The 13,517-nt window shown below is 63.6% G+C and carries 9 protein-coding genes; 5 read left to right on the top strand and 4 right to left on the bottom strand.

What is annotated here, in order from left to right; genetic code table 11:
• Positions 1–2: 2 nt before the first annotated feature.
• Both ACF8FB_RS15385 and ACF8FB_RS15390 read right to left on the bottom strand, forming a co-directional pair.
• Complete coding sequence (locus ACF8FB_RS15385; protein WP_010953138.1) at positions 3–1,001, bottom strand: FAD:protein FMN transferase; 999 nt, start codon at positions 999–1,001, stop codon at positions 3–5.
• Between the two features lie 179 nt (positions 1,002–1,180).
• Positions 1,181–2,644, bottom strand: coding sequence for a glyceraldehyde-3-phosphate dehydrogenase (locus tag ACF8FB_RS15390; protein ID WP_010953137.1), 1,464 nt, complete (start codon positions 2,642–2,644; stop codon positions 1,181–1,183).
• A 167-nt stretch (positions 2,645–2,811) separates the two neighbouring features.
• On the opposite strand from ACF8FB_RS15390, the gene mfd reads away from it, so the two are divergent.
• From mfd to ACF8FB_RS15405, 3 genes are read left to right on the top strand one after another with little or no spacing between them, the layout of a single operon-like run.
• Positions 2,812–6,261, top strand: coding sequence for a transcription-repair coupling factor (mfd, locus tag ACF8FB_RS15395; protein ID WP_392510913.1), 3,450 nt, complete (start codon positions 2,812–2,814; stop codon positions 6,259–6,261).
• A gap of 9 nt (positions 6,262–6,270) precedes the next feature.
• The gene (locus tag ACF8FB_RS15400; protein ID WP_010953135.1) at positions 6,271–6,843 is read left to right on the top strand and encodes a peptidoglycan binding protein CsiV; all 573 of its coding nucleotides are present in this window, start codon (positions 6,271–6,273) and stop codon (positions 6,841–6,843) included.
• A gap of 4 nt (positions 6,844–6,847) precedes the next feature.
• Positions 6,848–10,165, top strand: coding sequence for an SNF2-related protein (locus tag ACF8FB_RS15405; protein ID WP_392510915.1), 3,318 nt, complete (start codon positions 6,848–6,850; stop codon positions 10,163–10,165).
• A 142-nt stretch (positions 10,166–10,307) separates the two neighbouring features.
• Here ACF8FB_RS15405 and nagZ read toward each other — a convergent pair whose 3' ends face one another.
• On the bottom strand, positions 10,308–11,306 hold the full coding sequence (gene nagZ / locus ACF8FB_RS15410; protein WP_172835038.1) for a beta-N-acetylhexosaminidase: 999 nt from the start codon (positions 11,304–11,306) through the stop codon (positions 10,308–10,310).
• Between the two features lie 189 nt (positions 11,307–11,495).
• Entirely contained in the window at positions 11,496–12,203 is a 708-nt protein-coding gene (locus ACF8FB_RS15415; protein WP_010953132.1) for a TetR/AcrR family transcriptional regulator, read from the bottom strand.
• A 215-nt stretch (positions 12,204–12,418) separates the two neighbouring features.
• Between ACF8FB_RS15415 and lexA the strand changes: the two genes are divergently transcribed.
• Positions 12,419–13,027 (top strand): transcriptional repressor LexA, encoded by a 609-nt coding sequence (lexA, locus tag ACF8FB_RS15420; protein WP_010953131.1) that lies wholly within the window; start codon positions 12,419–12,421, stop codon positions 13,025–13,027.
• Between the two features lie 13 nt (positions 13,028–13,040).
• The gene (gene sulA / locus ACF8FB_RS15425) at positions 13,041–13,517 is read left to right on the top strand and encodes an SOS-induced cell division inhibitor SulA (protein WP_010953130.1); all 477 of its coding nucleotides are present in this window, start codon (positions 13,041–13,043) and stop codon (positions 13,515–13,517) included.

The following is a 13,517-nucleotide window of genomic DNA, read 5'->3' on the forward strand; positions in this document are numbered from 1 at the left end:
TTTCACTGGCCTTTCACTGCCCGTTCGAACGCGGGCGTAGCTCGGGAGACGAAGCCTCCCTCTGCTCGAGTCACCAAAACCGCAGCCAGATCATGCGCCACGGCAAAATCCCAGCCTCGCTGTGGGCCCAGGATGAGCAGCAGCGTCGAATAGCCATCGGCCAGCAGTGCTGAGGCGTCCAGCACCGTAACGGCAGCCAGGTCATGTTCGACCGGGCGCCCGAGGCGGGCATCGAAGGTGTGCGAATAGCGCCGGCCATTCTGCTCGAAATAGTGCCGATAGTCACCCGAGGTTGATACTGAAAGGCTATTGACCGGGATGATCTGGCGGGCGATCTGACGGTCTTCGCGGGGCAGTTCCAGGGCAATACGCCAAGGGCTGCCGTCAGGCTTGCGACCAACCGCCTTCAGCTCGCCAGTGGCCTCGGCGACAAAACTGCTGACACCCATGGCCTGCAGGCGCGCAGCGATCAAGTCGACAGCATGACCGGCGACGATGCTGTTGAAGTCGAGCTGCACCGGGGCATCCTTGCACAGGGCTCGACCTTTGACGCGCAAGTGCTGGTAACCCACACGCTGGCGCACCTGGGCCAGTGCCTGTGGTTCGGGCACTTGCTCGTGACGGGCCTGAGGGCCGAAGCCCCACAAGTCGAGCAATGGCTCTACGGTGAGATCGAAAGCGCCATCGCTTTGCTCGGCAAGGTGCTGACCCAGGCTGACCAACGCGAGCATGTCAGGCGGCAGAGCCAGGCACTGGCCCGCAGGCAAGCGGTTGAACTGGCTTACGATGGAATCGCCGCGGTAGGTCGAGTAGTGGTGGTCGATGTCATGCAGGATGGTTTCCACCGCCATCTGCACCTGGGCCGGCAGCGGGCCACCAGGCTCGCGGACGTACTGGATGCTGTAGCTGCTGCCCATGGTCGGACCACCCAGGCGCTCCAGGGTGGGGCCTTGGTTGCAGGCGGTGAGTAGCAGCAGAATGAACAGTAGGGCTGTGCGCACAGTAGGGTTTCTCGGTTGCCGGTGCTGGCCTCTTCGCGGGTAAACCAGCCCCTACAGGGGCAGCGATAATCCTGTAGGAGCGGGTTTACCCGCGAAAGGGCCGGCACTGACAACACACATTCAGAATAAAAAAAACGGGAACCCGAAGGTTCCCGTTTTTTCATTGCCTTACAAGCGAATCAGCGTGGAAACGCTGGCGGGTTCACACCAGCCATGTCTTCCATCACACGAACCACCTGGCAGCTATAACCGAATTCGTTGTCGTACCAGACGTACAGAACAACGCGGTTGTCGTTGGCGATGGTCGCTTCTGCGTCAACCACACCGGCGTGGCGCGAGCCGACGAAGTCGGTCGAAACCACTTCCTGGGAAGCCACGTAGTCGATCTGCTTGTGCAGCTCCGAGTGCATGGCGGTCTGGCGCAGGTACTCGTTGATCTCGTCGCGGGTGGTGGCCTTTTCCAGGTTCAGGTTCAGGATGGCCATCGAAACGTTCGGCGTCGGGACACGAATGGCGTTGCCGGTCAGCTTGCCCTTCAGCACTGGCAGTGCCTTGGCAGCAGCGGTGGCGGCGCCGGTTTCGGTGATGACCATGTTCAGCGGCGCGGCACGGCCACGGCGGCTGCCCTTGTGGAAGTTGTCGATCAGGTTCTGGTCGTTGGTGAACGAGTGAACGGTTTCGACGTGGCCGTTGACGATGCCGTACTGGTCGTTGATGGCCTTGAGCACCGGCACGATGGCGTTGGTGGTGCAGGAGGCCGCCGAGATGATCTTGTCATCGGCAGTGATATCACCGTGGTTGATACCGTGCACGATGTTCTTCAGCGCGCCCTTGCCAGGTGCGGTGAGGATCACGCGGGCAGCACCCGGGCAGGCCAGGTGCTGGCCCAGGCCGTCGGCGTCACGCCATACGCCGGTGTTGTCGACGATGAGCGCATTGTCGATGCCGTACTGGGTGTAGTCGACTTCGCTCGGGCTCTTGGCATAGATAACCTGGATCAGGTTGCCGTTGGCAGTGATGGTGTTGTTGGCTTCGTCGATGGTGATGGTGCCATCGAACGGACCATGCACCGAGTCACGGCGCAGCAGGCTGGCACGCTTGACCAGGTCGTTTTCGGCGCCTTTGCGCACGACGATGGCACGCAGACGCAGGCCGTCACCACCACCGGTCTTCTCGATCAGGATGCGCGCCAGCAGGCGGCCGATGCGACCGAAGCCGTACAGGACAACGTCGGTGCCTTTGCGCGCCGAAGCGTTCTGCTGACCGACCACGTCGGCCAGCTCTTCACGGACGAACTGCTCGGCAGTGCGGCCATTGCCTTCCTGCTTGAACTTGTTGGCCAGCTTGCCCAGGTCGACCGATGCGGCGCCCAGTTTCAGCTCGCTCATGGCCTTGAGCAGGGGGAATGTCTCGTGGACGGACAGTTCGGTTTCGTCGGTTTGGCGGTGGCGCGCAAAGCGGTGCGCCTTGAGAATCGAGATAACCGAACGGTTGATCAGGCTGCGGCCATAAATCGAGCTCACCACATTGTTATTGCGGTAGAGCTGACCGATAAGCGGGATCATCGCTTCAGCCAGGGCTTCACGATCAATCCACTCACCAAGACACTGGTCGGGCTTCTGAGTCACGGGAACCTTCCACATGTAGGGACAGAAAAAAGGGGCTACATTATGACGCCCCAACGCGGAACCGGCAATGAGTGCCTGTCGCAGTGACGCAAGCCAGTGTTCATGCCCTTTCGAGCCTGACAGCCGGCACTGTCACCGGTACAATCGGTCTCTTTGCCGCAACGCTTGGAGTGCAATCTCCCGTGTCAGTTCTGCGCCTACCGCAAATGTCGGCCACGGCCGGCAAACAAACCTGGGGCAACCTGCCCGGTGCCGCCCTCAGCCTTGCCATCGCCGAAGCCGCCAGCAGCGCTGGCCGCTTCACCCTGCTGCTGACGGCCGACAGCCAGGCCGCCGACCGTCTGGAGCAGGAGCTGCGCTTCTTTGCCCCAGACCTGCCCGTGCTGCCGTTCCCCGATTGGGAAACCCTGCCCTACGACCTGTTCTCGCCGCACCAGGACATCATCTCCCAGCGCATCGCCAGCCTGTACCGTCTGCCGGAGCTGAGCCACGGCATCCTCGTGGTGCCGATCACCACCGCCCTGCACCGCCTGGCACCCACGCGTTTTCTGCTGGGCAGCAGCCTGGTGCTGGATGTGGGCCAGACCATCGACGTGGAACAGATGCGCCTGCGCCTGGAGGCCAGCGGTTATCGTTGTGTCGACACCGTCTACGAGCATGGCGAGTTCGCCGTGCGCGGCGCGCTGATCGACCTGTTCCCGATGGGCAGCAAACTGCCCTACCGCATCGACCTGTTCGATAACGAGATCGAGACGCTGCGCACCTTCGACCCCGAGACCCAGCGCTCGATCGACAAGGTGGATTCGGTGCGCCTGCTGCCAGCACGCGAATTCCCGATGCAGAAGGAAGAAGTGACCCGCTTCAAGGCACGCTTTCGCGAGCGCTTCGACGTCGACTTCCGCCGCAGTGCAATCTTCCAGGACCTGGCCAGCGGCATCATCCCCGCCGGTATCGAGTACTACCTGCCACTGTTCTTCGAAGAAACCTCGACCCTGTTCGACTACCTGCCGACCGACACCCAGGTGTTCTCGCTACCCGGTGTGGAACAGGCCGCCGAGCACTTCTGGAACGACGTGCGCGGGCGTTATGAAGACCGCCGCGGCGACCTCAGCCGGCCGCTGTTGCCGCCGGCCGAGCTGTTCCTGCCGGTGGAAGATTGCTTCGCCCGGCTCAAGCAGTGGCCCCGGGTGGTGGTCAGCAGCGAAGAGCTGGAGCCTGGCGTGGGCCGCGAGCGCTTCCCGGCGCGCGCCCTGCCCAACCTGGCCATCGAGGCCAAGGCCAACCAGCCGCTGGCCGAGCTGGCCAACTTCCTCGACCAGTTCCCCGGCCGCGTGCTCTTCACTGCCGAATCAGCGGGCCGCCGGGAAGTGCTGCTGGAGCTGCTCGAACGGCTGAAGCTGCGCCCGCATACCGTCGAAGGCTGGGACGACTTCATTACCGGTGCCGAGCGCCTGGCGATCACCATCGCCCCGCTGGACGACGGCCTGCTGCTGGACGATCCAGGGCTGGCGCTGATTGCCGAAAGCCCACTGTTCGGCCAGCGGGTGATGCAGCGCCGGCGCCGTGACAAGCGCGGCGAAACCGCCAACGACGCGGTCATCAAGAACCTCACCGAGCTGCGCGAAGGTGCGCCGGTGGTGCACATCGACCATGGCGTCGGCCGCTACCTGGGCCTGGCCACGCTGGAAATCGACGGCCAGGCCGCCGAATTCCTGACGCTGGAATACGCCGAGAACGCCAAGCTGTATGTGCCGGTGGCCAACCTGCACCTGATCGCCCGCTACACCGGCAGCGACGACGCCCTGGCACCGCTGCACCGGCTGGGTTCGGAGGCCTGGCAGAAAGCCAAGCGCAAGGCCGCCGAACAGGTCCGCGACGTGGCCGCCGAACTGCTCGACATCTATGCTCGCCGCGCCGCGCGCAAGGGCTACGCGTTTGCCGACCCGTCGGCTGACTACGCCACCTTCAGCGCCGGCTTCCCGTTCGAGGAGACCCCGGACCAGCAGGCCGCCATCGAGGCCGTGCGCGCCGACATGCTGGCACCCAAGCCAATGGACCGCCTGGTCTGTGGCGACGTGGGCTTCGGCAAGACCGAAGTGGCCATGCGCGCGGCGTTCATCGCCGTGCACAGTGGCCGCCAGGTGGCCGTGCTGGTGCCCACCACCCTGCTTGCCCAGCAGCATTACAACAGCTTCCGCGACCGCTTTGCCGACTGGCCCGTGACCGTGGAAGTGATGAGCCGCTTCAAGTCGGCCAAAGAAGTGGCCGCCGCCGCCGCGGACCTTGCCGAAGGCAAGATCGACATCCTTATCGGCACCCACAAGCTGCTGCAGGACGACGTGCGCTTCAAGGACCTGGGCCTGGCCATCATCGATGAAGAGCACCGCTTTGGCGTGCGCCAGAAAGAACAGCTGAAGGCGCTGCGCAGCGAGGTCGATATCCTCACCCTGACCGCCACGCCGATTCCGCGCACGCTGAACATGGCGGTGGCGGGCATGCGCGACCTGTCGATCATCGCCACGCCGCCAGCACGCCGCCTGTCGGTGCGCACCTTCGTCATGGAACAGAACAAGAGCACGGTCAAGGAGGCGCTGCTGCGCGAACTGTTGCGCGGTGGCCAGGTGTACTACCTGCACAACGATGTGAAAACCATCGAAAAATGCGCCGCCGACCTTGCCGAGCTGGTGCCCGAGGCACGCATCGGCATCGGCCACGGGCAAATGCGCGAACGCGAGCTGGAACAGGTGATGAGCGATTTCTACCACAAGCGTTTCAACGTTCTGGTGGCCTCGACCATTATCGAAACCGGTATCGACGTGCCCAGCGCCAACACCATCGTCATCGAGCGCGCCGACAAGTTCGGCCTGGCCCAGCTGCACCAGCTGCGTGGCCGGGTTGGCCGTAGTCACCACCAGGCCTACGCCTACCTGCTCACACCTGCCCGTCAGAAGGTGAGCGCCGACGCCGAAAAACGTCTGGAGGCGATCGCCAACACGCAAGACCTTGGCGCAGGCTTTGTGCTGGCCACCAACGACCTGGAAATCCGCGGTGCCGGCGAGCTGCTGGGCGAAGGCCAGAGCGGGCAGATCCAGGCGGTAGGCTTCACCCTGTACATGGAAATGCTCGAACGTGCGGTCAAGGCAATCCGTAAAGGCACCCAGCCGAACCTTGAGCAACCCCTGGGTGGCGGCCCGGAGATCAACCTGCGCCTGCCGGCACTGATCCCCGAGGACTACCTGCCTGACGTGCATGCGCGCCTGATCCTGTACAAACGCATTGCCTCGGCTGCCGACGAAGAAGGCCTCAAGGACTTGCAGGTCGAGATGATCGACCGCTTCGGCTTGTTGCCAGAGCCGACCAAGAACCTGATGCGCCTGACGTCACTCAAGCTGCACGCGGAAAAGCTCGGCATCAAGAAAGTCGATGCAGGGCCCAACGGTGGCAAGCTTGAGTTCGAAGCCGAAACACCGGTCGACCCACTGACCCTGATCAAGCTGATCCAGGGTCAGCCCAAACGTTACAAGTTCGAAGGGGCCACCCAGTTCCGCTTCCTGGTACCGATGGAACGCCCCGACGAACGTTTCAATACCCTGGAGGCGCTGTTCGAGCGCCTGACCCCACAGCCTGCCTAAGGAAGACTCATGCGTGCCATCCGTTGCCTGACCCTGCTGCTGGCGCTGTTCGCCCCAGCTGCCTTCGCCGAAGGCCTGTATCAGGTAGAAATGATTCTGGTGCGGCAGAACAGCGTGCCCGCCTTCACCAGCCCGTTCGCCCCCGAAGACTGGAGCGCTGGCGCCCCACGCCTGGCGAAAGATGCCGAGCGCCCCCCAGCACTGGAAGATGAAGCCACCCGCCTGGAAGCCACCGCCGACTACACGGTGCTGATGCACAAGGCCTGGCAACAGCAGGTGGGCAGCGAACCCAGCCGCATCGCTCTGGGCGAAGGCACCGAACAGTTCGGGCACTTCCCGATCGAAGGCAACCTGAGCATCGCTGAAGGCCGCTTCATCACCGTCGAGGCCAACTTCTGGGTCAACCAGCTGGATGGCAACGGCAGCGTGCTGCAAAGCGAGCAGTTCAGGCAGAGCAACAGCAACGTCAAGGGCGGCCAGCTGACCTTTCTCGACGGCGGGCACCTGGCGGTGCTGCTGAAGGTGACCCCACCAGGCACGCCGAAAATGCCGGTGATGGACCCGGAGATGATGGAGCAGTAAGCCCATGAAGGACGATGCCGCCGAAATGGTGAACGCCTATCCGAACTGGATTCAATCGTTCAGCAAAGCTGCCCTGCAGCGCGGTGAGCGCTATGCCGAGGAAGGCAGGGCCGAACTGGAAGGCATTCATGGGCCAACCATAACGGCCAGTTGCCAAGGGAGCGGCAACAACCACTACCGGCAACGCATCGAGTTGCACGTAGCGGGCGGCCGCTGCCATGTGCGCGGTGACTGCGATTGCCCGGTTCGGCACAATTGCAAGCATTGCGCCGCTGTCCTTTTCTGCGTGAGCGACCGCTTTTCCCGTAGGGAGGCAACGCAAGCCAACCCAGGCGCCTTGTCTGCCGAATTGCAGCACTGGTTGAGCGGCCTGGAGCAGGCCCCGCCCAAAGCCGACGCCACCGAAGACAAGCGTGGGCGCATGGTGTGCTATCAGCTGCAGCTTACCGACGATGCCGGCTGCGCCCTGCTTGTGCGCAAGGGCACGCGGACGGAGGACGGCATCCGCTTCAGCCGCGTCCAGTCCCTTTACGATTTCCTCTACGAGCCACCGCGCTTCGTAACAGACGAAGACATCCGCATTCTGCGCCTGCTCTCGGCCTTGAATCAGGGCGGCGGCCAGGATCGCGGCTACCGACTGAAGGGCCATGAAGGTGGCGAGCTGTTCCAGCGCGCCCTCGAAACCGGGCGGATGTTCTTCGACACCGACCTCCCCCTGCTTCATGAAGGCCCGGTGCGCCACGCCGAGTTTCGCTGGGTACGCCTGGACAACGGAAATTACCGGGGGCGGTGGTACAGCGGCGAAGCGATGCTGCGCTGCGTCATCCCGCTGCTGCCGCTTTACTACCTGGACCTGCCGACCCGTGAAGTGGGCAAGGTCGAGCACAGCCTGGATCCCCACGTCGCCGTACAGCTGACTATTGCACCCGACGTGCCGGAACACCTGGTCGTACCCCTGAGCCACAAGCTCAATGCCCTCAGCCATAAGGTGCCGACCCCGACGCAAGTGCAGGAGCAGTTGCTCGATAACATCCAGCCAAAGCCCCTTCTTGCTCTCGGCAGCCTTGAATACACCGCCTACATGCCGAAAACCGGTCGCATGCAACGGCAGATGCAACACCGCGCCGCATTGGCGTTCGATTATGACGGCTTGCAGGCCAGCGGCACCGACGAAAAGCCGCTGACCCGCCTGGCAGGCAGCACCAGCCAGCGCATTCGCCGCCAGCCTCAAGCCGAGCAGACGCTGCGCCAGATGCTGCGCGATTTCGGCTTCAAACCCGCTACACGGCAGAGCAAGGCCCTACCCGACAGCGCCGGCGAAATGTACCAGTTGCCTGACGACGAAGCCTGGCTGCGCTTTGCCCGTGAGGGCCTGCCGCGCCTGCGCGAAGCCGGTTGGGACATCGACATTCACCGCGACTTCGCCTTCAACCTGCAGGAGGTGGACGACTGGTATGCAACCATCGACGAAGCGCCCGGCCATGAATGGTTCGACCTGGAATTAGGCATCGTGGTCGATGGCCAGCGCCACAGCCTGCTGCCGATCGTGTTGCACCTGCTGCGCAGCAGCCCGGAGCTGCTACGCCCCAGCGAACTGGCCCGGCGCAGCGATGATGAACATCTGCTGATCGACCTCAACCGCGGCCGTCTCGATGCCCCGGCTTTGCGCGTCGCCCTGCCCTACGGCCGCATCAAGGCAGTCATGGGCACCCTGGGCGAGCTCTACTTGCACGAAGACACTGCAGGCCCGTCCCTGCGCATGGAGCGTGCCGACGCCGCGCGCCTGAACGAAATAGAAGGCCTGCCACTGCACTGGGAAGGTGGCGAGCACGTACGCGATCTGGGCCGCCGCTTGCGCGATGCCCGCGACCTGCAGGTAGAACCGCCCACTGGGCTGCAGGCCAGCTTGCGTCCCTATCAGCAGCAAGGCCTGAACTGGCTGCAGGCCCTGCGCGAGATGGGTACCGGCGGTATCCTCGGCGACGACATGGGCCTGGGCAAGACCCTGCAGGCCTTGGCCCATCTGCTGCTGGAGAAACAGTCCGGGCGCCTGAGCGCACCGGCCCTGGCAGTCATGCCGACCAGCCTCATACCCAACTGGCTGGACGAAGCCCAGCGCTTCGCCCCCGACCTGCGCGTCCTGGCACTGCATGGGCCGGGGCGCAGCAAGCACTTCACCAAGCTGCATGAGTACGATCTGATCCTGACCACTTACGCCCTGATGCCGCGCGACCTCGAACAGCTGCGCCCCCAGGCCTGGCACGTGCTGATACTGGACGAGGCGCAAAACATCAAGAGCAGCAGCAGCAAGGCTGCCCTCGCCGTCTGCGAGCTACAGGCCGGGCAGCGTTTGTGCCTGACCGGCACGCCGATGGAAAACAACCTGGGCGAACTGTGGTCGATCTTTCACTTCCTGATGCCCGGCTGGCTGGGCGACCTGAAGCGCTTCAACCACGATTACCGCAACCCGATCGAACGCCACGGTGACAGCGAGCGCATGGCCCACCTGGCCAGCCGCATCCGGCCGTTCCTGCTGCGACGCACCAAGGAGCAGGTGGCCACAGAGCTGCCGGCCAAGACCGAAATGGTGCACTGGGTCGAGCTCAGTGATGCCCAGCGCGATACGTATGAAGCCGTGCGAGTGGCCATGGACCAGAAAGTCCGCGACGAAATCGCCCGCAATGGCGCCGCACGCAGCCAGATCGTGATCCTCGATGCGTTGCTCAAGCTGCGCCAGGTGTGCTGTGACCTTCGCCTGGTCAAGGGGGTAGAAAGCAAAGGCAACCAGGCCGACAAGGGCAAGCTGGGCGCGCTGCTGGAAATGCTCGAAGAACTGCTCAGCGAAGGGCGTCGGGTGTTGTTGTTCTCACAGTTCACCTCGATGCTGGCGCTGATCGAGCAGGAGCTCGAGAAGCGCAAGATCCGCTACAGCCTGCTGACCGGCGACACTCGCGACCGTCGCACGCCAGTGCAGCAGTTCCAGCAAGGTGAAAGCGAAGTGTTCCTGATCAGCCTCAAGGCTGGGGGCGTAGGCTTGAACCTGACGGCGGCGGACACCGTGATCCACTTCGACCCCTGGTGGAACCCGGCGAGCGAAAACCAGGCTACCGACCGTGCCTACCGCATCGGCCAGGACAAACCGGTGTTCGTGTTCAAGCTGATTACCCGGGGTACGGTGGAAGAGAAGATCCAGTTGTTGCAGCAGGAAAAGGCAGCATTGGCCGCCAGCCTGCTGGACGGCGGGCAGGCTGGGCAATGGCGGCTTGGCGATGAAGAAATCGAGGCCCTGTTCGCGCCATTGCCCGGGAAGCGCGGGCGGTAGGCCAAAGGGGGATAGAGCGTAGGAGCGGGTTTACCCGCGAAAGGGCCGGCCCTGCCGACCAATCTCCACCCGCCGTTCACCGTTCCGCCGCTACCGTATTCGCAGGTAAACCCGACTTGTGGGAACGAACAGGCCAGCGCAGTCAATCGACCAGCTGAGCTTCCTTCAACGCCCCCAACGCCTCCAGCCAGCGCGGCTGCTGGCGATAATCGGTTCGCGCAAACCCTTGCCCACGCATCCGCGCAATCCGCGGCGATGGCTTGACCTTCATGCGCTGCGCCGCACTCAGCGCCAGCTCCGCCGCCGCCCGGTCATTGCACACCAGGCCCATATCACAACCGGCGCTCAGCGCCGCCTCGATACGGCTGGCCGCGTCGCCCACCACATGCGCACCGGCCATCGACAGGTCATCACTGAAAATCACCCCATCAAAGCCCAGCTCGCCACGCAGGATGTCCTGCAACCAACGCCGCGAGAAGCCAGCGGGCTGGTTGTCAACCTGCGGGTAGATGACATGCGCCGGCATCACTGCCGCCAGTTGCCCACTCAGGCGGGTAAACGGCACCAGGTCGGACTGGCGCAGTTGTTCCAGGCTGCGTTCATCAGTGGGGATGGCCACGTGCGAATCGGCTTCGGCCCAGCCATGCCCCGGGAAATGCTTGCCACAGGCGGCCATACCCGCCGCATTCATGCCACGGATGAACGCGCCGGCCAGGCGCGTTGCAAGCAGCGGGTCACCCTCGAACGCGCGGCTGCCCACCACGGCGCTACGCTGGTGGTCCAGGTCGAGCACCGGAGCGAAGCTGAGGTCCAGGCCAACCGCCAGCACCTCGGTCGCCATCAGCCAGCCGCACTGCTCAGCCAGATACTCGGCATTGTCGTTATCGGCCAGCGCACGCATGGCCGGCAGGCGCACAAAGCCCTGGCGCAGACGCTGTACGCGCCCGCCTTCCTGGTCCACTGCCAGGATCAGATCGGGGCGAATGGCGCGGATGGACGCGCACAGTTCGCGAACCTGGCGCGGGTTGTCGATATTGCGGGCGAAGATGATCAGGCCAGCCACTTCCGGCTGGCGAAGCAGTTGACGGTCTTCGGCGGTCAGCCATTTACCGGCGATATCCACCATCAGGGAGCCTTGCAGGCTGACAGTCATGGGTAATCCTTCATTGAAGACAGAGAGAGGCCCACCGAGGGGCAGCAGACACCGGCAGACACGCGCCGTTGGCCACAGGCGAAGCCATACAGGCACTGGTCAGCAAGGGAGATGCGAAGTAGATCGAAATCGGTCATGGGCGCTAGCTTAGCGGAAGCGCCCCGCCACGCCCAGCCTTCAGGCCTTGGCGGTAGCCGAACCGGTCTTTGTGCGCGGGCGCAGCTGCGCAGTGGCCATCGCCTCGTCGGTTACACCGCTGTCAGCGCGCATGCCTGCCGCCAGGAACGGCACCATCAGGCGCATCACCTGCTCGATCGAGGTGTTGATGCCGAAGTCGGTCTCGGCAATCGCCCGCAGGGCCTTGATACCGGACATGCTGAAGGCCGCGGCACCCAGCATGAAGTGCACACGCCAGAACAGTTCCAGTGGCGGAATGCGTGGCGCAGCCTCGTTCACCAGCAGCATGTAGCGGCGGAACACCTTGCCGTACATGTCTTCCAGATAGCGCCGCAGGTGACCCTGGCTCTGGCTGAACGCCAGGCCCAGCAGGCGCATGAAGATCGACAGGTCGTTGTTGCTGCGCGGCTGCACGGCCAGCGCCTGCTCTACGAGCATTTCCAGCAGTTCTTCGAGGCTCGGCTTGTGCTCCGGCTTGGCCTGGCGGCGCTCCAGCTCACGCTCCAGACTGGCGCAGAATGGGCCAAGGAAACGCGAGAAAACGGCCTGGATCAGCGCCTTCTTGGAGCCGAAATGATAGTTGACTGCCGCCAGGTTGACCCCGGCCTTGCTGGTAATCAGCCGCAACGAGGTTTCGGCGAACCCCCTTTCCGCGAACAGCTGCTCGGCAGCGTCGAGAATGCGTTCAACGGTTTCCGATTGGGCCATGACTACTCCGACTACTCCGTCAGACAAACAGGTGTTTGAAACATACGTTTCAGCCCTGCTTCTGTCAAGGCTCGGTGACTGGGCGGTCGCCATTTAAAAGCCCCAGCCGGCCCACTGCAAGCGCCACCTCTTCTGTTTATTGCGCCTTTTGGCTTGCAGCGCACCCAGTACTGTATATAATTCCAGTCACTGTACAAAAAGACAGAGCGCTTACCATGTTGAAACTGACGCCACGCCAAGCCGAAATTCTCGCGTTCATCAAGCGCTGCCTGGAAGACAACGGCTTCCCGCCTACCCGCGCCGAGATTGCTCAGGAGCTGGGCTTCAAGTCGCCCAATGCCGCCGAGGAGCACCTCAAGGCCCTTGCCCGCAAGGGCGCGATCGAAATGACGCCGGGCGCTTCCCGCGGCATCCGCATCCCTGGCCTGGAAGCCAAGGCCGAAGAAGCCGGCCTGCCCATCATCGGCCGGGTCGCTGCCGGTGCGCCGATTCTTGCCGAACAGCACATCGAGCAATCCTGCAACATCAACCCTGCCTTCTTCCACCCCCAAGCCGACTATTTGCTGCGCGTACACGGCATGAGCATGAAGGACGTCGGCATCTTCGACGGCGACCTGCTGGCGGTGCACACCTGCCGTGAAGCCCGCAACGGCCAGATCGTTGTGGCGCGCATCGGTGACGAAGTCACCGTCAAGCGCTTCAAGCGCGAAGGCAGCAAAGTCTGGCTGCTTGCCGAAAACCCCGAATTCGCCCCCATCGAAGTCGACCTGAAAGAACAGGAGCTGGTGATCGAGGGCTTGAGCGTCGGCGTCATTCGCCGCTGATCCAGGAGGCGTCATGCAGCAGTTCATTCACGCACCCGAGCAAGCCCAGTTGCCCCTGTTCGAAGCATTCCTCGCCCAGCCCGTGCTGCCAGGCCTGAAAGCCAGGGAACCGGCGCGCAAGAGCAGCCAGCCCGAGCTGTTCAGCGAACTGTCGCTGCGCGGCGCCCCTGGCCACTGCCAAAGCCTGCTGGCCCCCGTGCTGCGCGAACTGAGCGAAGAGGACGAGGCCCGCTGGCTGACCCTGATCGCCCCACCGCCAAGCCTGACCCAGGCCTGGCTGCGCGATGCCGGGCTCAACCGTGAACGTATTCTGCTGCTGCAACCCCGCAGCAATCAAAGCGCGCTGCAACTGGCCTGTGAGGCTTTGCACCTGGGCCTCAGCCACACCGTGGTGAGCTGGCTGGGCAACGTCAATGCCGCTGCACGCCAACAACTGCTACGTGCAGCCAGTGCCGGAAATGCACAAAGCCTGAACATCCGCCTCGGCTGA

The sequence above is a fragment of the Pseudomonas sp. yb_2 genome (assembly GCF_043103905.1).
GTDB classification, from domain to species: Bacteria; Pseudomonadota; Gammaproteobacteria; order Pseudomonadales; family Pseudomonadaceae; genus Aquipseudomonas; species Aquipseudomonas alloputida.